Annotated in this window: 24 protein-coding genes and 1 tRNA gene; 19 read left to right on the top strand and 6 right to left on the bottom strand. The window is 42.3% G+C overall.

The window, feature by feature from the left end; genetic code table 11:
• Window positions 1–12: 12 nt before the first annotated feature.
• From miaA to ACW689_RS08820, 7 genes are all read left to right on the top strand, one after another.
• Entirely contained in the window at window positions 13–903 is an 891-nt protein-coding gene (gene miaA, locus ACW689_RS08850) for a tRNA (adenosine(37)-N6)-dimethylallyltransferase MiaA (RefSeq protein WP_476290689.1), read from the top strand.
• 78 nt (window positions 904–981) lie between these two features.
• Window positions 982–1,245 (top strand): RNA chaperone Hfq, encoded by a 264-nt coding sequence (hfq, locus tag ACW689_RS08845; RefSeq protein ID WP_476290435.1) that lies wholly within the window; start codon window positions 982–984, stop codon window positions 1,243–1,245.
• A 21-nt stretch (window positions 1,246–1,266) separates the two neighbouring features.
• Entirely contained in the window at window positions 1,267–2,553 is a 1,287-nt protein-coding gene (gene hflX / locus ACW689_RS08840) for a ribosome rescue GTPase HflX (RefSeq protein ID WP_476290433.1), read from the top strand.
• A 103-nt stretch (window positions 2,554–2,656) separates the two neighbouring features.
• Window positions 2,657–3,820, top strand: a complete 1,164-nt coding sequence (hflK, locus tag ACW689_RS08835; RefSeq protein WP_476290431.1) for an FtsH protease activity modulator HflK — start codon at window positions 2,657–2,659, stop codon at window positions 3,818–3,820.
• Window positions 3,821–3,825: 5 nt separating this feature from the next.
• Complete coding sequence (gene hflC / locus ACW689_RS08830; protein WP_476290429.1) at window positions 3,826–4,704, top strand: protease modulator HflC; 879 nt, start codon at window positions 3,826–3,828, stop codon at window positions 4,702–4,704.
• Between the two features lie 177 nt (window positions 4,705–4,881).
• On the top strand, window positions 4,882–6,198 hold the full coding sequence (locus ACW689_RS08825; RefSeq protein WP_476290427.1) for an adenylosuccinate synthase: 1,317 nt from the start codon (window positions 4,882–4,884) through the stop codon (window positions 6,196–6,198).
• A gap of 143 nt (window positions 6,199–6,341) precedes the next feature.
• Window positions 6,342–6,953, top strand: a complete 612-nt coding sequence (locus ACW689_RS08820) for a tetratricopeptide repeat protein (RefSeq protein ID WP_476290425.1) — start codon at window positions 6,342–6,344, stop codon at window positions 6,951–6,953.
• Between the two features lie 72 nt (window positions 6,954–7,025).
• Here the strand turns inward: ACW689_RS08820 and ACW689_RS08815 are convergent, their stop codons facing one another.
• Window positions 7,026–8,888, bottom strand: coding sequence for a cation:proton antiporter (locus ACW689_RS08815; protein WP_476290423.1), 1,863 nt, complete (start codon window positions 8,886–8,888; stop codon window positions 7,026–7,028).
• A 653-nt stretch (window positions 8,889–9,541) separates the two neighbouring features.
• Between ACW689_RS08815 and proB the strand changes: the two genes are divergently transcribed.
• Window positions 9,542–10,651 carry a glutamate 5-kinase gene (gene proB, locus ACW689_RS08810; protein WP_476290421.1) on the top strand — a complete coding sequence of 370 codons (1,110 nt, stop codon included), beginning with the start codon at window positions 9,542–9,544 and terminating at the stop codon, window positions 10,649–10,651.
• A gap of 3 nt (window positions 10,652–10,654) precedes the next feature.
• The gene (locus ACW689_RS08805) at window positions 10,655–11,902 is read left to right on the top strand and encodes a glutamate-5-semialdehyde dehydrogenase (RefSeq protein WP_476290419.1); all 1,248 of its coding nucleotides are present in this window, start codon (window positions 10,655–10,657) and stop codon (window positions 11,900–11,902) included.
• Window positions 11,903–12,031: 129 nt separating this feature from the next.
• Here ACW689_RS08805 and ACW689_RS08800 read toward each other — a convergent pair.
• A tRNA-Ala gene (locus ACW689_RS08800) sits at window positions 12,032–12,107 on the bottom strand.
• Window positions 12,108–12,246: 139 nt separating this feature from the next.
• Between ACW689_RS08800 and ACW689_RS08795 the strand changes: the two genes are divergently transcribed.
• Window positions 12,247–12,645 (top strand): hypothetical protein, encoded by a 399-nt coding sequence (locus ACW689_RS08795; RefSeq protein WP_476290417.1) that lies wholly within the window; start codon window positions 12,247–12,249, stop codon window positions 12,643–12,645.
• The gene (locus ACW689_RS08790) at window positions 12,645–13,145 is read left to right on the top strand and encodes a prolyl-tRNA synthetase associated domain-containing protein (RefSeq protein ID WP_476290415.1); all 501 of its coding nucleotides are present in this window, start codon (window positions 12,645–12,647) and stop codon (window positions 13,143–13,145) included. The genes ACW689_RS08795 and ACW689_RS08790 overlap by 1 nt, the downstream gene beginning before the upstream one ends.
• Here ACW689_RS08790 and ACW689_RS08785 read toward each other — a convergent pair.
• Entirely contained in the window at window positions 13,109–14,257 is a 1,149-nt protein-coding gene (locus ACW689_RS08785) for an MFS transporter (RefSeq protein WP_476290413.1), read from the bottom strand. The two genes, ACW689_RS08790 and ACW689_RS08785, sit on opposite strands and share 37 nt — an antisense overlap.
• A gap of 235 nt (window positions 14,258–14,492) precedes the next feature.
• Between ACW689_RS08785 and ACW689_RS08780 the strand changes: the two genes are divergently transcribed.
• The 8 genes from ACW689_RS08780 to ACW689_RS08745 all read left to right on the top strand — a co-directional run bounded on the left by ACW689_RS08780 (window position 14,493) and on the right by ACW689_RS08745 (window position 19,950).
• Window positions 14,493–15,032 (top strand): DUF2058 domain-containing protein, encoded by a 540-nt coding sequence (locus tag ACW689_RS08780; protein WP_476290411.1) that lies wholly within the window; start codon window positions 14,493–14,495, stop codon window positions 15,030–15,032.
• A 115-nt stretch (window positions 15,033–15,147) separates the two neighbouring features.
• The gene (locus ACW689_RS08775; protein ID WP_476290409.1) at window positions 15,148–15,471 is read left to right on the top strand and encodes a c-type cytochrome; all 324 of its coding nucleotides are present in this window, start codon (window positions 15,148–15,150) and stop codon (window positions 15,469–15,471) included.
• Window positions 15,472–15,590: 119 nt separating this feature from the next.
• Window positions 15,591–16,358, top strand: a complete 768-nt coding sequence (locus tag ACW689_RS08770; protein ID WP_476290407.1) for a class II aldolase/adducin family protein — start codon at window positions 15,591–15,593, stop codon at window positions 16,356–16,358.
• An 8-nt stretch (window positions 16,359–16,366) separates the two neighbouring features.
• Window positions 16,367–17,542, top strand: a complete 1,176-nt coding sequence (locus tag ACW689_RS08765; RefSeq protein WP_476290405.1) for a mandelate racemase/muconate lactonizing enzyme family protein — start codon at window positions 16,367–16,369, stop codon at window positions 17,540–17,542.
• A gap of 391 nt (window positions 17,543–17,933) precedes the next feature.
• Entirely contained in the window at window positions 17,934–18,089 is a 156-nt protein-coding gene (locus ACW689_RS08760; RefSeq protein ID WP_476290404.1) for a hypothetical protein, read from the top strand.
• Window positions 18,090–18,112: 23 nt separating this feature from the next.
• A complete protein-coding gene (locus ACW689_RS08755; RefSeq protein ID WP_476290402.1) occupies window positions 18,113–18,667 on the top strand; it encodes a hypothetical protein in 555 nt (184 codons plus the stop codon).
• Between the two features lie 80 nt (window positions 18,668–18,747).
• Window positions 18,748–19,314: a hypothetical protein gene (locus ACW689_RS08750; protein WP_476290400.1), complete on the top strand. Its 567-nt coding sequence runs from the start codon at window positions 18,748–18,750 to the stop codon at window positions 19,312–19,314.
• A gap of 69 nt (window positions 19,315–19,383) precedes the next feature.
• The gene (locus ACW689_RS08745) at window positions 19,384–19,950 is read left to right on the top strand and encodes a hypothetical protein (protein ID WP_476290398.1); all 567 of its coding nucleotides are present in this window, start codon (window positions 19,384–19,386) and stop codon (window positions 19,948–19,950) included.
• Window positions 19,951–20,016: 66 nt separating this feature from the next.
• Here ACW689_RS08745 and ACW689_RS08740 read toward each other — a convergent pair whose 3' ends face one another.
• The 3 genes from ACW689_RS08740 to ACW689_RS08730 form a co-directional block, all read right to left on the bottom strand.
• The gene (locus ACW689_RS08740; protein WP_476290396.1) at window positions 20,017–21,648 is read right to left on the bottom strand and encodes a methyl-accepting chemotaxis protein; all 1,632 of its coding nucleotides are present in this window, start codon (window positions 21,646–21,648) and stop codon (window positions 20,017–20,019) included.
• A 124-nt stretch (window positions 21,649–21,772) separates the two neighbouring features.
• On the bottom strand, window positions 21,773–22,483 hold the full coding sequence (rsuA, locus tag ACW689_RS08735) for a 16S rRNA pseudouridine(516) synthase RsuA (protein WP_476290394.1): 711 nt from the start codon (window positions 22,481–22,483) through the stop codon (window positions 21,773–21,775).
• Between the two features lie 56 nt (window positions 22,484–22,539).
• Window positions 22,540–22,869: a 5-carboxymethyl-2-hydroxymuconate Delta-isomerase gene (locus ACW689_RS08730; protein ID WP_476290392.1), complete on the bottom strand. Its 330-nt coding sequence runs from the start codon at window positions 22,867–22,869 to the stop codon at window positions 22,540–22,542.
• Window positions 22,870–22,892 lie beyond the last annotated feature (23 nt).

Raw genomic sequence — 22,892 nt, 5'->3', positions numbered from 1 at the left:
GTTATAACCCTGATGGGACCAACCGCTGCTGGTAAGACAGCGTTAGCAATCGAGTTGTGTCAAAGGTTAAACACCGAAGTCATCAGTGTTGATTCAGCCTTGGTATACAAAGGAATGGATATAGGTACAGCTAAACCAGATGCAGATGAACTTGCGCTTGCACCGCATCACTTAATTGATATTCTCGATCCAAGTGAAAGTTATTCAGTGGCAGATTTTCGCAAAGATGCGTGTCGTCAAATAGATAAGCTGCACCAACAAGGCAAAGTCCCTATTCTAGTCGGCGGGACGATGATGTATTACAAAGGGTTGATAGAAGGCCTTTCACCATTGCCAGAAGCTGACCCGCAAGTGCGCTCTATACTTGAGCAAGAAGCAAACGCGCTTGGTTGGCCTGCATTACATGAACAACTAACACAGATAGACCCTGAAGCGGCAGAAAAAATCAGTGAGAATGATTCTCAGCGCATTAATAGAGCCCTAGAGGTGTATCGTATTACTGGTAAAACGATGACTGAATTGCAACAGCAAAAACAGCCTCCTTTACCTTATGAGTTTTACCAGTTTGCGATCGCGCCAAGTGATCGTAAAGTTCTGCATGAGCGTATCGAAAAAAGATTCCAAATAATGTTGGAGCAAGGGTTTAAAAAAGAAGTTTTGGCCTTATATCAACGAGGTGATTTACATTCTGATCTGCCATCGATTCGCTGTGTCGGATATCGTCAAATGTGGGAGCACTTAGCTGGAGAGTGTAACTACGAAGAAATGGTTTTCAAAGGCGTTGCAGCCACAAGGCAATTAGCAAAAAGGCAACTCACTTGGTTGAGAGGATGGTCTGATGTAACTTGGTTAGAAACCGATGACCAACAAAACTTGCAACGTGTACTAACTTCGCTAAGCTAATATGTAGTTGTTAAATCAAACTACTTAGATTTATTAACGGCGAAACTAATAATAACACCTAGAACGAAGGAAAAGAAAATGGCAAAAGGCCAATCGTTACAAGACCCGTTTTTGAATGTCTTACGTCGTGAGCGCATTCCTGTTTCAATTTTTTTAGTTAACGGCATAAAATTGCAAGGTAAAATTCAATCATTTGATCAGTTTGTTATTTTATTAGAAAACACAGTAAATCAAATGGTGTATAAGCACGCTATCTCAACTGTGGTGCCAGCACGCGCAGTTAATTTCCAAAGTGCAACTGGCACTGATGGTAGTGAGCACAACGAAGATGGTAATTTTTAATATTTTTTAGGAGCGTAATGCTTGTTTGACCGTTATGAAGCCGGCGAACAGGCAGTCTTAGTGCATATCGACTTTCAAAATGAAGGAGATCGAGAAGATCTTCGAGAATTGGAAATGTTGGTATCTTCTGCAGGTGTTAGCAGTTTGGCGGTTGTGCAAGGCAGCCGCCAAGCACCACATGCCAAGCTTTTCGTCGGAACAGGTAAAGCAGAAGAAATCGCTGAGATTGTCAAAACCCACAATGCAGATGTCGTAATTTTCAATCACCAACTGAGTCCTTCTCAAGAAAGAAACCTAGAGCGAGTATGTCAATGCCGAGTCCTCGATAGGACGACTTTGATATTGGATATTTTTGCCCAGCGTGCCCGTACCCATGAAGGTAAGTTGCAAGTTGAACTTGCCCAGTTGCGTCACATTTCTACACGGTTGATCCGTGGCTGGACGCACTTAGAAAGGCAAAAAGGCGGGATTGGTCTGCGGGGCCCAGGTGAAACTCAGCTTGAAACCGATAGACGACTACTTCGAGAACGAATTAAAAGTATTCGTAAACGGCTAGAAAAAGTGGCAACCGTGCGTGAGCAAGGGCGTCGAGCACGTGCCCGTAATGAAGTACCTACGGTATCATTGGTCGGATATACCAATGCTGGTAAGTCAACTTTATTTAATTTAGTGACGAATTCAGATGTGTATGCGGCGGATCAGCTGTTTGCAACACTTGATCCAACTTTGCGTAAGCTCCATATAGATGACATTGGGCCGGTTATTTTTGCCGATACGGTGGGGTTTATTCGTCATTTACCCCATGACCTTGTAGCTGCGTTTAAAGCGACACTGACAGAAACTCGAGAAGCGGATTTACAGCTACACGTGATAGATGTGGCTGATAATCGACGTAAAGAGAATATTGAAGAAGTCCAGTCCGTGCTAAAAGAAATTGAAGCTGACGAAATTCCACAGCTTTTGGTTTATAACAAAATTGATTTGCTCGACGATGTAAAGCCACGGATTGACTACAATGATGAAGGTCAACCAATTCGTGTTTGGTTATCGGCACATAGTGGAGAAGGAACCGAGCTGTTATCAGAGGCAATATCATTATTGCTGGCTAAAAAGATTTTCAACCATACCTTGCGTATCCCGCCAGCTTTTGGGCGTTTAAGAGGTGCGTTATTTAATTTAAATGCAGTCCAGCAGGAGAGGTATGATGAGTCGGGTAACTGGTTAGTGTCTGTGCGCTTGCCTGCTGTGGACTGGGAACGACTCAAAAAAGAGCAAGGTATGGAAATAGAGAAATTTATAGAAATATAGTTTTTATCCAGAAAAATGTAGATTTGTACGCATTTGGGTATGAGAAACGCGACAGATTTGTTAGATTTATCCTAATTAACTTTAATAACAATGGAGTATAGCTATGGCCTGGAATGAACCGGGTAATAATGGCAATGATAACGACCCGTGGAAAAACCGCGGGGGTCGGGATCAAGGCCCACCTGATCTAGACGAGGTATTCCGTAAATTCAGCAACAAGTTTGGTGGTCTATTTGGCGGTAAGTCGGGTGGTAATGGTGGTGGCCTAGGTGGCGCCGGTGTTACTTTTATTTTTCTTATTGCGTTAGTTGTCTGGGCTTTAAGCGGTATTTACACCGTCAAAGAAGCTGAGCGTGGAATTGTTCTTCAATTTGGTCAATTCGACCGTATCGCTGAACCTGGTTTACGCTGGAAGATGACTTTTATAGAGCGAGTTATTCCAATTGATATTGAAGCAGTTCGTTCTTTATCTGCATCGGGTTTTATGCTGACTGAAGATGAAAACGTGGTAAGTGTTGAGTTTGAAGTTCAGTATCGTGTTATGGACCCAAGACTGTACAAATTTAGTGTGACTGATGCTGATCATAGCCTTCAGCAGTCACTAGATAGTGCACTGCGTTATGTTGTTGGCCATTCTCGTATGGACCAAGTGTTAACGACTGGTCGTGAATTAGTGCGTCAAAGAACTTGGGACGAATTAAATAAAATCATTGAGCCTTACAACCTAGGTATTTTAGTTACCGACGTGAACTTTAAAGACTCTCGTCCACCTTCAGAAGTGAAAGATGCGTTTGATGATGCTATTGCTGCGCAAGAAGATGAAGAACGTTTCATTCGTGAAGCAGAAGCTTATGCGAGAGAAATTGAACCAAGAGCACGTGGTCAAGTTACGCGTATGACGCAAGAAGCGGAAGCATATCGCGAGCGTGTAACGCTAGAAGCACGCGGTGAAGTAGAGCGTTTCGAAAAGCTGTTGCCAGAGTACCAAGCGGCAAAAGAGGTAACTAGGCAACGCCTATATATTGATGCTATGGAAGACGTGTTAGGTCGAAGCACCAAAGTACTTGTTGATGTAAAAGGTGGTAACAACATGATGTATTTACCACTGGATAAAATTATGGGACAAAGTGGCTCAGGTAATCAGATCACACTTCCTAGTAAAAATGACATCAATCAATTACGTCAGAGCTTAGGTCAATCGCGCAATAGCTCTGTGAATAGCGGTAACGATCGCTTTTCGCAAGACAGATTTAACAACGGGAGATAAGCGCAATGAAGAATTTTAGTATTGTGGTTTTACTCGCTGCTGTGCTGATGTCGTTTTCATCGGTATTCGTTGTTACTGAAGGTCAGCGTGCGATTGTCTTACTATTTAGTAAGGTACAAAAAGATGCGGATGATAACGCGGTTGTTTATGCTCCTGGTTTGCACTTTAAAGTACCTTTTTTCAGTCAGGTACGTAAGTTAGATGCGCGTATTCAAACGCTGGATGGTGCACCTGACCGTTTTGTGACAAGCGAGAAAAAAGACTTAATTGTTGACTCATTTGTAAAATGGCGTGTTAATGATTTCAGTTCTTTTTATCTGCGTGCCCGTGGTGATAAGCAGTATGCAGAAACACTATTGAAGCAAAAGGTAAACAACGGTCTAAGAACAAACTTTGGTTCTCGCACAATTAAAGAAATTGTTTCTGGTGAGCGTAGTGAGCTTATGGAAGAAGCGTTAGTACAAGCGTCTGAAAGTGCTAAAGAGTTAGGTATTGAAGTACTAGACGTACGTGTTAAGCAAATCAATCTGCCCAACGAAGTCAGTAGCTCAATCTTCCAACGTATGCGTGCTGAGCGTACGGCGGTGGCGAAAGAGCATCGCTCTGAAGGTCAAGAGAAAGCTGAAACTATTCGAGCTGAAGTTGACCGCCGAGTAACGGTAATGTTGGCTGACGCAGAACGAAATGCACGCGCAGTAAAAGGTCAAGGTGATGCTACAGCTGCGAAAATTTACGCTGATGCTTATAACAAAGACCCTGAGTTCTTCAGCTTTGTTCGTTCTTTGGAAGCGTATAAGCAGACCTTTAAAGACAAAGGCGATGTGATGGTGCTTTCACCAGATAGCGAGTTCTTTGACTACATGAAAGGTGCAAAGGGCAAATAGCAGCCGATTTGTGACTGAATATTAAAAAGCTCTGAAATTATTCAGAGCTTTTTTTGTTTTATATCAGTTATTTTGAACACTATTTTCGTGAATGAAGAAAAAACAACCAAAACGGGATGATCTCCCCCCCGCTTTTCTGGTAAAATCTGCGCCTAATTTTTTCTAAGTGAATTTGCAATGGGTAAAAACGTCGTTGTATTAGGCACCCAATGGGGTGACGAAGGTAAAGGTAAGGTTGTAGACTTACTAACAGATAAAGCTTCTTTAGTTGTTCGTTATCAAGGTGGTCATAACGCTGGTCATACGTTGGTAATTAACGGTGAAAAAACGGTATTGCACCTAATTCCATCTGGTGTTTTGCGTGATAACGTAAAATGTGTGATTGGTAATGGTGTGGTATTAGCACCGGACGCATTAATGAAAGAAATTGGTATGCTTGAAGAGCGTGGTGTACCAGTTCGTGAGCGTTTGTTGATCAGCGAAGCATGTCCTCTAATTTTGCCTTACCATGTTGCACTTGACCAAGCACGTGAGCTTGCTCGCGGTGAAAAAGCAATTGGTACAACGGGTCGTGGTATCGGTCCTGCTTACGAAGATAAAGTCGCTCGTCGTGGTCTTCGTGTTGGTGATCTATTCAACCCAGAGCAATTCGCTGCTAAGTTAAAAGAAGTACTTGAGTATCATAACTTTACATTAGTAAATTACTACAAAGTTGATGCTGTAGATTTCCAAAAGACATTTGATGATGCAATGGCCGTTGCTGAAATCTTGAAGTCAATGGTTGTTGATGTAACCGAGTTGCTTGACCAAACACGTGTTGCAGGTGACAACATCTTGTTTGAAGGTGCACAAGGTACTCTACTAGACATTGACCACGGTACTTACCCGTATGTAACTTCATCTAACACGACTGCTGGTGGTGTTGCGACTGGTGCAGGTTTTGGTCCACTGAATCTAGACTACGTGCTAGGTATTGTTAAGGCTTACACAACACGTGTTGGTTCAGGCCCTTTCCCTACAGAACTTTACGATGGTCTTGATAAACAAGATCCTGTCGGTAAGCACCTTGGTGAAAAAGGTCATGAGTTTGGCGCAACAACAGGTCGTTTACGTCGTACTGGTTGGTTTGATGCGGTTGCAATGCGTCGTGCAGTACAGATCAACAGTATTTCAGGCTTCTGCTTAACTAAATTAGATGTTTTAGATGGTGTTGAAACAATTAAGATCTGTACTGGATACCAATTAGAAGATGGTACAGTGACTAATGTAACGCCTTTAGCAGCAGAGGGTTATGAAAAAGTAACACCTGTATACGAAGAGATGCCAGGCTGGAGCGAAAATACGTTTGGTGCAACTTCGATTGAGCAGCTTCCACAAGCAGCAATCAACTACATTAGGCGCTTAGAAGAAATTACAGGTGTACCAGTTGATATTATTTCAACAGGTCCAGACCGTATTGAAACGATGATTGTACGTAACCCATTTGGTGCGTAATCATCACAGAATGAAAAAAGCTGCTCAATGCAGCTTTTTTTGTGCCTATAATTACGGTAATGCTTGAAAGTATCTCTGCAAAAAGCATAGTAGGTATGTTTCTTGTATAAAATTTGAGAGCATGTCAAATAACTGGGTTTGTTATGATTAAAAAGTGGTGCTGTTTAGCGTTATTAATGAGTACAACGGTTGTTGCGCAGGAGCAAATTACTGCAGTACCTTTGTATACGCAAGCAGAATTAATAGAATTAATTAAGAATAACCAGCACTTACAGCGTGTTAAAGACGACGAATGTCAGTTAGTCAAAGATATTGAAGCGCGTGCTGAGACCATGGCATTGCCATCTTATCAGTTTTTATATGGTGACATGCTTGCTTACGCTGTGTGTGTTGAGCGTAATGTAGAGCTTGGTTTGTACTATATGCGTCAAGCTGCCGAACAAGGCTTATCATCTGCACTTGAGCAACTCGGACGCTATTATGATATCGGTCAACTAGTACAGGCTGATAAAGCCATGGCGGTGGTTTATTTACGTGAGGCAGCCGCACAGGGTAATTTAAAAGCGCAATTGCGCTTAGTTAATTTATTTAATGCGGGTCATGGTAGTCCACGAGATTATGAAGATGCATATCGCTGGTTGTTCCATTCGGCCGTGGCAGATAAAAAGTTACACAAGCAAATTGAACAAGCACTTGCTTTGTTAGCGCAAAAAATGCCACAAAGTGCGATTCGCAGAGCGCGCCTTCCAATGTAAAACCCTGAAGTGTCAATAACACTTCAGGGTTTGGAAATAACATACCTTTATTTTTTAAGCTAGGGGCCTAGTTCAGTGGCTCATCTTCTCACTTAAAGGTGAATTTAAATCTTTGCTTTGCGTTGGTTCTTTTAGCACTGACATTTTTGGGGGCTGTAGTGCAACAATACGCTCGCCCTGAGCTGGCGGCTTTTTGTTGTTAACTACAAACGGGCGGATCTGTTGAGTGTCCTCGTTACCTATCTCTGTGATGATGAATAACGGGATAGCCTCTTTGTTGACTTCTTGATATTGTTCCCAGTCAAACTCTTCAGAAAGGCGAGTCGCACTCACTTTACCTCCTTTCGCTATCAAACTGCTAAGGCGCGCGTAGTAGCCTTGCTCTCCAAACAATATTTGTCTTGATAGGAAGGTCGCACTATCTTTATTTGCTTTAGCATGGTTAGTAGAGGAGCGCAGAGAAAAGACACTCTGTTCATTTAATAAGTGTGAAAAGTACTGAACCCCTAACGCATTGTGGTGCCTATTTGGCGAAAGTGCTATTACAGAGTTTATTGATGTAAGCGGCAAATAACGCTCTGCATGCTCAGATTGCGGGTTACCATAGTAACAAGGAAGTCCATCCATTCTTGCCATTTTACAGTTTTCCCAAGCCGGATCTGATAGATAGACGTCAACATTTTGTTCTTTCAAGCCCTTAGCGATTGCACGTGCGACATGGTTTGCACCAATTATCAACATGGTATTTGGACTAGGCTGACGAACGCCGAGTAACTTTGCCAGTGGCGTTGCCGTTAAGCTTTGCAAAACCACAGTCACAATGATCACCGTAAAGATTAACGGCACGAGCTTATTAGCATCGGCAATTTGTGATTCCATCATGCTCAGCGCAAATACAGAACCAACGGCTGCGGCAACAATACCTCGTGGTGCTATCCAAGAGAGCAATATTCGTGATTTGAGTGGTAAGTCGGAGTTATACGTTGATATAGCGATACAGATAGGTCGCGCGACAAACAGTACAATGGCTAAAAAGATAAATGTCTCTACACCTAAAAGCATTAAATCACTGAGCTGCAAGCGTGCGGCAAGCAAAATAAAGAGGCTAGAGATGAGTATCATAGAAAGATCTTCTTTAAATTCCAACACAGAATCTATCTCTAAATCATCTTGGTTTGCGAGCCAAATACCAAATATGGTCACGGCCAGCAATCCTGACTCATGGGCTAGGTGGTTAGAAGCGGTAAAGCTAAACAAGACGAGCGCCAAAATACCAAACTTATGTAGCTCATAGGGTAGCCACTCTCGGCGGAGTAGTGTGCTGGTTATCCAGCCTGCAACAATTCCCACACTTAAACCTACACCAAGCGTAGAAAACAGTGCAATCAGTGTGTGGCTTAAGACTTCTCCTTGACCAACAAAGCTCACAGCCTCAAAAACGAGTACGGCAAATAATGCGCCAATCGGATCGATCACGATACCCTCCCAACGCAGCACTCGGTCAATATCTTGTGTTGGACGCATAGCGTTGAGCATGGGGGCAATAACTGTAGGCCCGGTTACAACTAATACTGCGCCTAGTACAGCTGCAACTCGCCAATCTAGATTCAGAACAAAGTAACCGCTTAATGCAACGATCACGAATGTGGCGAACATACCAATAGAGCACAGGTTACGAACAATGCGACCAATACCTTTCAGTTCTCTAAAATGAAGCGTGAGTGCGCCTTCAAACAAGATTATGGCGACAGACAAGGAAACGACGGGTAACAGTAAATCCCCTAACAAGTCGTCAGGGCTCAATTGGCTGGTAAGCGGGCCTAAAATTAAACCGATCAATAACAAAAACAAAATGGCGGGTACTTTTAACGCCCATGCTAGCCACTGTGCAAGTACCGAAAAAATTGCTATTCCAGCAATATAGATAGCTGACATATATTCTCCAGTTAACTATCAAGTTAACAAAGTTGATATGGTATTCAATGGGTTATATCACAGTTATGTTTCAGCTACGACTGTGCCCAGACAGAAAAACCAAATATAGTTAAATAACCATAGCTCTTATAGGGAAAAATGGATCATATCGACTAAGTTCAGTGTACCGATAAAGGTTTATTTATTCTATTTATGGTGACTATAAATGTTAATTTCGCATCTTGCTTGAAAGGGCTTCGCGATTTGCGTTAAGCTATAAAGCGTTTGGTGCAAGTCACCTAGATTCTTTTTGGTTTTGCTATAGCAACTATAGTGAGCTAGCTTTTAGTACTAAGTAGTAATTGATGAAAATCAATTTTGCAGTGTACTGTTCAAACATTTAACAATTCCTTGCGCAATCATTCATTGCGGCTTAGGTCTTTTCAGCCTCATCAAACCATGATGTACCTGCTGAAAACGGCTCGACATTTGCTCTAAAAGAGCAAGGTCACAATCCAATTTTTAGTAAAGCGACAGCCAGTGTTGGGCACATTTGTGCGAACGCGTAAGCTGTATATATGTATTGTTCAACCCTGGTTGTTTTTACTCACTCATGCTGATCTTTGCTCGGCGTGGTGAATTAATTTTAAGTAAAGGTAACGACAGGAAACAATATGAACATTTCTAATTCTCGGCGCATAGTGATAAAAATTGGCAGCGCTTTAATTGCACCAGACCGAGATGGTTGCCGAGCGCGTTATTTACTGACCATTGCCCAGTTTATTGTGCGTTGTCGCGCTATGGGTAAAGAAGTTGTTTTGGTTTCCTCTGGTTCAGTCGCTGCCGGCTCTCATTTGTTTCCTGGTGAAGCAACAAACTCCTCAGTGGTGTTGAAAAAAGCCATGGCCGCAGCAGGGCAAACTGAAATGATGGCAACATGGGATAGGTTTTTTGATTTTCCATCTGCGCAAATTTTACTGACTCACGGCGACTTACGAGATTTGGAGCGCTATAACAGTATCCGTGAAACGATATTCACTTTACTTGAACACGGCATTCTACCTATTCTCAATGAGAATGATGCGGTGACCACCGATGAGTTAAAAGTGGGCGACAACGACAACCTCTCTGCGATGGTGGCAGCAGCAGCTGATGCCGATGTATTGCTGATGTGTTCCGATGTCGACGGACTTTATGATAAAAATCCAAACTTGTATGAAGATGCTCAACTTATTCCTCAAGTGTCTGAGATTTCGGATGATATTTATACTATGGCTGGTTGCGCGACAAGCCAAGTGGGCACAGGAGGTATGAAAACGAAAATTGAAGCCGCTGAAAAAGCCACATCACACGGTATAAGCACATACATAGTGAATGGTTTTAAAGAACAAACCTTTGAGAAGTTGCTCAATGGAGACAACCCAGGAACAGTATTTTTACCTTACGATGTGCCTATGCTCGCACAGCAGCACTGGATGACACATACTGCGTCAGAGCAAGGGGAGATCATCGTTGAACATGAATACGCTGAAGAGCTTAAAGATCACGCAGAGCCACTTGCAGCAGAAAATATCTCTCAGGTAAACGGAGAGTTTTCAGTTGGAGATACCGTGCTTGTGCGCACAGAAAAAGGTGAACGCTTAGCGAAAGCGACAACCAACTACAGTAGTTGCTTGCTGAACTTTTTAGCGGAGCATGAGCAAACAGTGGATAACGGGCATTTGCAACAAAGTATTGGCCCCGTTATTTCAGAACAAGATATCGCAATTTTGGAGAAGTCGTAACTCATGAGTTTAATTACAGATTTATCACAACAGGCAGCAAAAGCTGCAAAGCAGTTAGCGTTATTGAGTACGGAACAAAAAAATGCCGTGCTGAGCGATATGGCCAACGCTTTGGTTGCAAGCAGTGACACAATTTTAGCTGCGAATGAAGATGACCTTTCACACGCTCGTGATAATCAATTGGCTCCCGCCATGATTGACCGTTTGACACTTACCCCAGAGCGTATTCAAGATATGGCCGACGGCATTAAGACCATTGTTGAATTAGGCGATCCCGTTGGTTTAACTCGAGATATGGGCGAGAGGCCCAATGGAATTAAAATTAGCAAAATGCGCGTGCCTTTGGGTGTGGTATGTATGATTTACGAGGCGCGACCAAACGTGACAGCGGACGCAGGGGCATTATGTTTTAAATCGGGTAACGGAGTAATTTTACGTGGTGGTAAAGAAGCGTTACATAGCTCTCAAGCGATTGCAAAAGTGATGCATTCAGTGCTTGAACAGCATCATTTACCGAGTGCGCTTATTACGGTTGTACCCGATCCAGACCGTGCACTGTTAATGGAGTTAATGCAGCAAAAAGCGTATATCGATCTCATTATTCCGCGTGGTGGTGAAGGCCTAATTAATTTTGTAACTGAAAACAGCACCATCCCAGTTATCCAGCACTTTAAAGGAGTGTGTCATCTTTATGTTGATGATGAAGCCGATTTAGATATTGCGCTTAAATTAGCACTTAATGGCAAAACGCAACGCACAGGTGTATGTAATGCACTTGAAGGAATTGTCGTGCACAAATCGGTAGCGGCTACTTTTCTACCCCGCCTACAGAAGGTGTTTTCACATAAACAAGTTGTGATCAATGCAGATAGAAAAGCGGCAGAGTATCTTGAAGGCGCGAATGTGATAGATGAAACACAATTCGGTGAAGAATACTTGAGCCTTGAAGTGGCGATTCGCGTTGTTGATGACTTTAATGCCGCACTGGAACATATCGATCGCTTTGGCAGCCATCATACCGAGGTGATCTGCACAGAGAATAAGCAAAGAGGTGAATTATTTCAGCGTAGCGTAGACGCTTCGGTGGTGATGGTCAATGCGTCATCGCGCTTTTCGGATGGCTCACAGCTTGGGTTAGGTGCGGAAATTGGGATCGCTACGACTAAGCTTCATGCTTATGGCCCAATGGGATTAGAATCATTAACGACAGAAAAATTCTTAGTTAATGGTGAAGGGCAAGTACGCGACTAATACCAAAGCATACTATTCAGAGCGGGCGATTAGGTCCGCTTTTTTGTGCCAAAAATTGACAGAAAAATAGAAATTATTTTAACAACAAGGATTAAATAAGCTTTATTAAGACGTGTGTAAGGGGGAAGGTGGTGGAGCTAAGCAGGATCGAACTGCTGACCTCCTGCGTGCAAGGCAGGCGCTCTCCCAGCTGAGCTATAGCCCCACATTCCGTTTTGAACGAAGCGAAATTTAAATGTTTTTGTAAATGCCGTCAAGACTTCTTGGGCAAAAAATTTTCACATTTTTAAATGCACCTTTGATAGACTGGACGAAATTCTTATTTCGTATTGCTGCCAATGTATTTGAACAAACTCAGATTTTTAATTTTAAGTATCGCTCTTGGTGCCGTATCAGGATGTATTTCAGCGCCAGATCAGCCAGAATTTCAAATTGTTGAACAAAAGCTCCATACCAAAACGGAAAACTCAGGCGCGCAGTTGTTCGTTTATATAGTGACGGTGGAAGCAACCCCTCATGTGAAAGTGAATGCTAATAAACCCATGTCGCGTTCAGAGCTTAGAAAGTTTGCCGAATTTCAGCGAGTGGAAGATTCACCTGAGTTGAAACTTCAGTTGGAAGAGCGAGCGGTCGCGCTCTTAAAAGATGAACTGGCAGCAAAAAGCTATTGCCAAAGTGGTTACGAGATCGAGCAGGTTTATTGGCGCCAACGTAGTGTGCAGTTGAGAGGTACTTGCTTGTAATGACAAACGCACAGCAACACCTAGCATTCACGTTGCAACAGTTAAGTATTGAACCCATCAAATATGAACATGCGCCTTTACCAACTTGTGAGGATGCAGATAAATTAAACCTTCAACGAGAAGGTACGTGTATAAAAAATCTGTTTTTAAGAGATAATTACGGGCGTCGACATATTTTATTGTTACTACGTGCGCATTTAAAAGTGGATTTAAAAGCGTTGTCAAAACAACAACAGGTATCGCGTCTTGGCTTTGCATCAGCAGAGCGCTTGGCGCAATATCTACACATTAAACCGGGTTGTGTCTCCGCACTGGCCTTAAATAATGATACACAAAACCAAGTGGAACTTTGGGTTGATCAAGGCTTGTGGAATGAAGCGCTATGGCAATGTCACCCGTTAGATAATGATAAAACTTGGGTGTTGAGCAAAGCGCAACTACAACAATTTTGGCAGCATACGGGTCATGCACCAGTTTTGATAGATGTACCTTGCGTGTAGGTCAGATAGCTAAGAGCAAACCCAATGGCGCAGATGCACAACAACATCATCAAGAAAATGTGGTATCCCATATATTCCAAAACCAAACCGGGTAAAAAAGAGCCAAGTGCGCCACCACTGTAATAAAACGATACATAAGCGCCATTGGTGACTGTTGCGGGCGCATGACTGAGCTTGTTGGCCAGTGGCGCGGCGCTGGAGTGGATCATAAACATGCAAGTACAAAACACCGTAAAAGCACCTAAAAATACACTCAACGCATTTAGGTGCATGACCACAAGCGTTAAGCAGTAAATGCCAAATAAGCCACTTAAAAATAACCATCGGCTCGAAAAATATCGACTCAAATAGGGCGAGCTCATTGACAAAACAGCGCCAATTAAATAGCCGGTATACACCCAGCCGACTTGCTTGGGGTCGGTAATATTAAACTCAGTTTGCAAAATAAACGGTAAGTAATTGAGTAGCGCCGCAAAACAAAAAAACATACAAAATACACAAAAAAATAGTCGCACCAGTGCTGCTTGTTTCAATGGCGCCAAGTAAGCGCGGGGTGATGCTGCTTGATGAACGGGATTATGCGCGTTATTTAAACGAATACCTAATGCCAAAATAAGCAAACAGATTGCTAGCACATAGTAAAAGCTTTGCCACGAAAACCAGCTTGCAAAGTTGGCGGCTAACATTCGGCCTAGATACCCACCTAAAATTGAGCTGCCAATATAGCGTGTCATATTTTGTTGTAGTTGTGCGCCTTGATACTGCTGACCGATGTAGCCTGTCATAGCGGTAAGTGCTGCGGGTAGAGTCAAGCCTTGAATAAAACGAATGCTGAGTAGCAGTTCAAAAGACGGTGCAAAAGCAAAGAGTAAACTGCTAAAAGCCAACATCAGCATCGCAACTTTTAAGATTGCTAAGGGGTTTTTTCTTGCAAATACAAGCCCATAGCAAATGGGGGCAATAGCAAGAGGTAGCATAGTGATTGACATTAACCCACCACTGGCAGCCATAGATACATCAAAGCTCTGAGCAAAGGTTGCGAGCAATGGCTGTGGCGCATACAACACGAAAAAAATAAATACCGATGAGAGAAGCAGTTGAATAAGGGGCATACGTCCATTTCTAATGATGCACAACTGGATGAATATTATGCAGTTAAATTCATTATTTGGATAGTTTTATATCAATTACTTAGCCACTCTTTGCGCTAAATCATGATCTTGTGTGTGGCGCTTTGTTAAGTTACATCAAAAGAGAAAAAAATGCGCTCAACTACTGACATTGCATATGGTCAAAAAAAACCACTGCGTTAAAATATGACAAAACGTATTTCATGGAGCATGCACAATGGGTTCTTTACAAGAGCAGCTACTCAAAGCAGGGTTAACGACCGAGCATAAGGCCAAGGTTGCCAAGTCGGAAAAGCGCAAAGCACAAAAGAAGAAAAAGAAAAAGGGCGCGACCAGTGATCCAAGCGATCTACAAAAACATATTGAACAAACAAAGCTAGAGCAACAGAAAAAAGCGGAAGAGCTTAATAAAGCCAAACAAGCAGAGCTTAAAGAAAAAGAGCAAGTGGCGCGCGTTAAGCAGATTTTAGAGCATCATAACCAAGATGAAATTCGTGGCGATGTGACTTTTAACTTCACATACAAAAACAAAGTTAAAGAACTTGATGTGAACGAAAAAACCAAGCAAGCCCTCTCTAAAGGGCGATTGGCAATTTGTGTGTTAGAAGAGCAGTTTTACGTGCTGCAAGACGAGCCTGCAAGAAAAATTGCGGAAGTGGATGAAAAGTACATTGTTTTTCATGTTGAAGATGAAAGCAATGGTCCAGATGATGATCCATATGCGGGCTATGAAGTGCCAGACGACCTCGTTTGGTAACATAGTTTTGCCAAAAGCCGTTCTCTTGATACGCACGTAAGCGACATGGGTGTAGTTTAATAAATGGTCTACACTGTAAGGGATTTATCCATTAATTAATAAAAAGAGTAATGTTATGAGCAAGATAAAAACAATAGTCTGTGGTTTAGGGTTATCAATTGCCGCGTTAGGAGCAGTGTCAGCACAGGCTGCCGACGGCAAAGCATTGTATACAGCAAAAATGTGTCAAACTTGTCATGGCGCAGAAGGTAAAGCACCGATTATGGGTATGTATCCTAAACTTAACGGTCAGAACAAAGAGTACCTAGCGGCACAGATGAAAGACATTAAGTCAGGTGCGCGCAGCAATGGTATGTCAGCGGCAATGAAAGCGATGGTTGCCAATGTGTCTGATGCTGAAATTGATGCTATTGCGGAATATTTATCTCAAGTTAAGTAACGCTTAACTTCGCAGTAAAAAACCACCGCATGTCGGTGGTTTTTATTTTGTTGAACTATCGCCTCGACTAATTTAGACTTCTACACATCTATTTGAAGGCGTTGCTTTAAGGACCCTCTATGTTTGAACTCCCAAGACTCAATTTAAAAGGCAAAGTGTCAGAGCAAGAATGGCAACTACGGGTTGACCTTGCTGCTTGCTACCGTTTAGTTGAGCATATGCGCTGGGGTGATTTAATTTACACGCACATGTCAGCCCGCTTACCGGGTACAAATCAATACTTGGTGAATGCATTTGGGTTGAGTTTTGATGAAGTAACCGCTTCAAACTTGGTGAAGGTTGATTTACAGGGCAATATCCTAGACGACACGCCATTTGAAATTAATCCTGCGGGCTTTACTATTCACAGCGCTATTCATGAAGCTAGAGAAGACGCCCACTGCGTTATTCACCTGCACACCAAAGAAACCGTGGCGGTCGCAAGCCTTGAGTGTGGTTTGTTACCATTGAGCCAGCATTCGATGTTTTCATTACCTTCGCTTTCATATCATGACTATGAAGGGCTTGCGGTGAATGCAGATGAGAAAAAGCGGCTACAAGATGATTTAGGCACAACCAATCATATGTTATTGGTGAATCATGGCGGTTTAACCGTTGGTCCAACGGTGGGTGATGCGTTTATGCGTTTCTACGATTTACAGCGCGCCTGTGAAATTCAAGTGGCCATTCAGGCTACGGGCCAAAAGGCGGTGCCTGTGCCTCAGCCCATTATTGATAATATCTACAATCAAGCAAATGTTGTCCACAGTGGCAGTACCGGAGGTCAATTAGCATGGCCTGCGATGCTTAGAAAAGCCTACCGTTTGGACCCCAGTTTTGCCCAATAGGAATCTATATGAAAGTTAATCGCGTCGAAGTTTTTGATATACATTGCCCTGACAGACCTGCGTGGACCCCTGTATTTGTACGTATTCATACCGATGAAGGCATCAGTGGTGTGGGTGAGGCTGGTCTTGCTTATGACTTAGGGCACAGTGCTGCGGCTAGCATGATCAAAGAAATGGCCGAGGCTTTTTTAATTGGCCATGACCCTTTCCAAACCGAGTTACTGTGGTCACGCATGTTACGTGAAAGCTTTTGGGGTTTAGGTGGTGGACCAGTAGTTTACGCGGCAATGAGCGCGATTGATACCGCGCTTTGGGATATCAAAGGTAAAGCGCTTAACTTACCTGTTTATCAATTGTTAGGCGGCAAGGTAAACCCTGAGCTGAGAACGTATGCTTCACAACTACAGTTTGACTGGGATAGTGAGTTTAAAGCCCTAGTTGAGCCACAGGAATACGCAGAAGCGGCATTGAAGGCCATTGCTGAGGGTTACGATGCGGTGAAGGTTGACCCCATTCAATATGACAAGCACGGTAATACGTATTACGACCGCACCAAAATCATCTCGCGCGCTGAGATGAAATTATATCGTGCGCGTATGCAAGCTATCCGAGAAGCGGTAGGTGATGAAGTGGATATTATTTTTGAGTGCCACAGCTTACCGGGTGCTACCTCAGCTATTCAAATTGGTGAAATTGCAGAAGAGTTTGATTGCATGTATTACGAAGAGCCGGTCAATTATCTAAACCACTCATTGCATGCCAAAGTGGCAGATAAAGTGGCGGTGCCCATTGCTGGTGGCGAGCGTTTGTATAATCGTTGGGGTGTGCGCCCTTACTTGGAAGATCAAAGTATTGACGTATTACAACCGGATATTGGTTTGTGTGGTGGCTTTACTGAAACTAAAAAGGTATGCGACTACGCCGATATTTTTGACGTGCGTATTCAAGCTCATGTATGTGGTGGCCCAGTGGCAACAGCGGCCTCATTACATTTAGAAACCGCCATTCCTAACTTTTTAATTCACGAGCACCATACTTATGCCATTAAAAAGTGGAACCGGGAGCTATGTATTCAAGATCCACAGCCTAAAAATGGTGTGTTTAAAGTCTCGGAAGCGCCAGGTATTGGCATTGAGTTAAACGATGAAGTGGTGATGCGATCACAACGGGTGGAAATAAAATAGTCACTCAAGGCAAAAGTGGTGAGCAAAAATTGACCGGGTAAGTGTTGTTTTATCCGGTTTTTTAACCCTCAAATTTTCTTTTTTGGAATTATAACCTTCTAATTTAACTTGTTTTTTCGTGATAGATAATCGTAACTATTGCGCATATCGACATGTATATTTTCATATACTGACCAATAATTTATTTGTTGAACGTACACTGAACAAGTAACATAACCATGACTGCGGACTTTGTAGGCAAAAGCAAACGCGGTCCTATTATAAATAAATTCATACACGCCAACCTCTTGCGCAAAAGTGCATAATAAACTTGTTGTTGTTGTTGTTTTGTATACTAATGGTTAACATTGCAGCGCAGAGGTGTGTATGACGGTTAATAAGGACTTGGATTATGAAAACCTCAATTAAATTAAATTTAAAAGCAAAGAAATTAAAGACATTGTCGAAAGAGCAAGTACAGAAAGTTGGTGGTGCAGGAGGAAATGGTACTTTGCCCCAGCAAATGGGTATGGTGTATCTACCGAAATTATATAGTGTTGAGTGCTAGTAAAAAGATGAAAGGATTGAAGCATGAATGATATTTTATACTTTGTGGGATGGATTTTTATTTTCGTAGAGTTTTTAATTGTAATCTTTTGGTTAAATAAGTTTTCTCAAATGCGTTGGAAATTGTTCTTCGGAGTTAAAAAAGACCTTCCTTCAATTCAACATCATGAACTCCATTCATGCTTTTTGGCAGCATTTTGCTTTTTTATCTTTCACTTAATTGGTTCAGAAACTGAGCAATACTTATTAGCATTAGAGATGAGTAAGGCGGAAAAAATTGAACTATTTTATACCAGTATGATTATTGTTCAATTTGCTTTTGTATTAACGCTGTTCAGCTTGCACTTGGTGAGGGGGTGCACATTTTCTCCTACGGCTCGTATATGTACGTATTCGATGATAATGTATATGTTGCTATTGTTTATGGATTTAGTTGCAAGAAGTTATTTTGACTTTCATAAGTTGAGCATAATATATGTTTCTGGTGTTTGGGTGTGTAATATAATCGCTATAAGTGCTTTAGCAACTTACCCACTAAGGTCATTAAAAGCTTATTTTAAAGAAAGGCAACAAGCTTAAATAGGATGATTCTTCCGTAATTTATCGTTCTATTCTAATGTTTTTAAGGCAACAAAGTTATGCAAAAGGATAATGCATAAATGAATCAATTAGTGTACCAATTAGGCTGGATCGTCAAGGGCTTTGAATTATTAGCGGTGCTATGGCTTTTGCTAAAGTATTGGAAGGAACATCGCTGGGCACTGTTATTTACTCGCCGTCAGGCGTTAATATCCATGCAGTTACATGAAATGCATTCCTGTTTTATGACAGCGTTAGTCATTTTCTTGTTTCATATTTTTAGCAGTGAAGTGGAGCAATATCTCGTCTCGCTGAATTTTGAGCAAGTGCATCGCATAAAGGTTTTTTACACGGGTCTGATGGTGCAGAAGTTTACTTTGCTGGTGACGTTATATACGGTCCATCGAATAAAAGGCTGCCTATTTTCTCAAACTGCACGGGTCAGTATGTATATGACTGTACTGTTTATGTCATTACTCATGATGCAGTTAATCTCGAGAGGATATTGTGATTATCATGACTTAAACATGGTATACACGTTAGGTGGATGGGGAGCGAACCTTGCCATTATGGTGTCTTTATATATTTATCCTATCCGTGAAACATTTAAGTATTTTACTGAGCGCCGTGAACATGCCGAAACGTAGGTTGGAAAAGCCGAAGGCGCCCCCTAAAAAAGGGAATCAAAGGAATAGAGAGCTGACGGAATAGGTCATATGAACGACTTTTTACATGAATTGGGCTGGATAGCCAAAAAATATGAACTGCTTGTGATATTTTGGTTTTTGGTCACGCAATTACCAAAACATGGATGGTCATTCTTTTTTGCTCGCCATAGTTCCCTTAATACTCTAGAGCTCCATGAATTACATTCTTGCTTTATGGTGGCACTTGTATTTTTTTTATTTCATGTGTTTAGTTCAGAAGTGGAGCGTTACTTACTCTCATTGAGCTTTGAAAGGGATGCGCTCATTAAGGTTTTTTACACTGGAATTATGGCGCAAAAGTTTTTATTTTTGGTCGCTTTATATGTTGCTCACCGTTTACGAGGTTGTTTGTTTTCAAAAACGGCGCGTGTGTGTATGTATATGGCATTAATGTATATGTCTTTACTATTTATGGAGCTAGTTGCAAGAGGCTACTTCGATTATCATAAATTAGGCATGATTTATCGTGCAGGGTGTTGGCTTACAACTTTGGTGACTATATCAGCTCTCTCTATTTACCCAATCCGGCAAACACTGAAATACTTCACCGAGCGTCGTGAGCAAGCTGCAAACTGAGTAGGTTGGAAAAGCCGAAGGCGCCTTCCAACAGGGAAGTGCGCCATCAATTTGATACAACAATTACTAGCAGCTAAATTTCGCTATTTCCGTTTCTAGCTTCACGGTGAGCTCTTTAATACTATCGGTTGCATGGTGTGCTTTTTCAGATACTGCGGCGGTTTGTGCCGCAGTATCTGAAATGGTAACAACACGACGAGCGGTATCTTCACCTGCTTCTAGCTGCTCTTTAGCTGCATGGGCAATTTGGTGGCTCATTTGCGATATTTCCCCCAGTGAACGTGCTACGCGACGCAGCTCTTCACCTGCTTCTTTTGACATAGTCACGGTTTTTTCACTGGTACTGATACTGACCGAGACAGATGACTTGGCTTCTTGCGTTGCCGATTGCAGTTTGCCAATCATGGTATGAATTTCTTCGGTGCTACCTTGTGTACGCTGGGCGAGTTGTCTTACTTCATCGGCAACCACGGCAAAGCCTCGACCTTGTTCGCCCGCACGGGCAGCTTCAATCGCGGCATTCAGTGCCAGTAAGTTGGTTTGCTCTGCAATGCTTTGAATGACACTCAGCACGTTAGCAATATTGGTGACTTCTTCATCCAAGGTTTGAATGTTATTACCAGCGCTGTCAATTTGCTGCTCCAATAAGGCGATGGTTTTTGCAGCCTCCGTGGTCAGCTTGTCTGCATTTTGCCCTTGGTGTTCAGCTTCTTGTACTGAATTGGCTGTTTGCTCTGCATGTTCAACCACAGTTTGCGCTGATGTGGTGAGCTCGGTGATGGCTGAGGCCACCATTTGTGTTTCATCATTGAGGCTACGCGTTAAGTGTTCAAGCTCGTTGGAGCGTTTTTCTCCATCGTTACTTTGTGCTTTCAATGTGTCACTCACAGAAGCTATGCCACCCACAACCCCTTGCAAGCCTTTTTGCATGTAACTCATTGCGGCAATGATACTGTTTTCTTTAGCATTTGATGTATTGATAGGAGAGCTTAAATTACCGCGTGAAACTTGTTTTACGATAGTGAGTACATCATCCAATTCACCACCTAACTTATTGGAGATCCCCAAACCAAATTTTGCCAGTGCAAATGTAAGTGCTACGGCAATGACCAATGACAGTGTTAATAGCCAGCGTGCAGTACTCCAGTAGCGTTCATCCACCTCTTTCGCGCTAATGCCTGTGCCGACATACCAACCGAATACAGGGGTTTTTTGCACTACGGAGGTTAAATCTACGACCTCGCCTTCACGTCTTGAGTCCCATTCATAGGTAATGATTTGGTTGGTTTTATTACCTACTAAACGCTTTACCATTTGGCCAATGCTATTGCCCCTCGAGTCTTTAAAATCATTAAAGCTGGTGCCGTGTAATTCTGGATCATGTGGTGTGGCAACAAAGTTAAGGTCATCGTTTACCACGTATACATACTCAGAGTCATGATATTTATTTTCTCTGAGCATTTGTGTTGCTAACGTTTTAGCTTGGGCTTCACTCAAAGTACCAGACTCAACATATTGCTCAAATTGTTCAACAATATTGGCGGTGCTTTTCATGAGTTGGTTGATGCGCGCTATGTTGTCTGTTTCGCTGGCATGGCGTAATGCCTGTAACCCTAAAATAGCGACTAGCAAAAGTGAGAGGAAAATAGCCGCAGCGAAAAGTATTATTTTAGTTCTTAGTGTTAAACCTGATAGCACAATACGCCCCTTTCAGATAATAGTTATTATTATCTACCATGTTTAAATGGATCATGTAAGTAACGTATAGTGGAATTTGCCTTAAATAGAGATGATATTTCCTCATATTGATGAGGAAACAGGCTTATTTTGCATTGATTATGTCAATCTCTTGGCGAGTTAATGGCCGATATTCGCCACTTTGTAAATGCGCATCTAGTGAAATTTCTGCAATTTTTTCTCTATGTAATTCAACGACTTTATTACCAACTGCTGCCAGCATTCTTTTAACCTGGTGGTATTTACCTTCACAGATAGACAATCGTAAACTGTAGCTTGCTAAACGTTCGGCTTGGGCTGGCAACGTGAGTTCTTTTTCATTGTGTAACTGCACGCCTGTACGTAGTTGTTCAAGGGCTTCATCGCTAATAGGCTCTTGAGTTTCAACCAGGTAGGTTTTGAACTTTTGCTTTTTAGGCGAGGTGATTTGATGCGACCAATCACCATCATTGGTGATCAACACTAAACCAGTTGTATCTATATCCAGGCGACCGGCAACATGAAAATCTTTTAAGTTTGGCTCATCAATTAGCTCAAAAACGGTGGCGTGCATTTCATCACTATTGGCGCACACATACCCGATCGGTTTGTGCAGCATGAAATAGCGTTTACCCAAATATTTCAATGGCTCACCTTGCCAAGTTACCTCATCGTCCTGAGTAATTGAATAATCAAATTTGGTGATCACCTCACCATTAACGGTCACATAACGTTTTTTAATACCAGCTTTGACCTTGGTACGAGGTAGCTCACACAGGTGGCTCAAAAATTTATCCAAGCGACACGGAAATTTCATAGTGTTTTATCTGTAATTTAAACTAGAGTGCATTATACGCAATTGCCGTATTTTAATCAGTTCTTTCTGTAAACCTGCGGGAGTAGGTCGTAAGGGTGAACACTTAACAACCAGTTGTCATTAAACTCTTCTTGTAGTGCGTACAGTAGGGTATGGCTTAGTAGCTGTTTTTGTAATTCACTGCGACCATGCATGATGTGAGCTTGAATGTGCACAAAACCTTCTTTGCCAGCTTGTATTTGATAATGATCAAAACTTTGCGCGCGCGTTTTAATGGTAGTGGCATCGAATAATGCGGTGCTTTGTGTTGTTTCATGAACCAGTGATACAAGCTCCTGCACGTCTATGGGTAGGTTATTAGAATGTTCAATGATGATGTGTGGCATGATGACTTATGGCCTCATTTATG

It is taken from the genome of Pseudoalteromonas sp. ABE4_541 (assembly GCF_056312285.1).
Note: the sequence above shows the minus strand (reverse complement) of the source record. Positions and strands in the feature narration are given on the sequence as shown.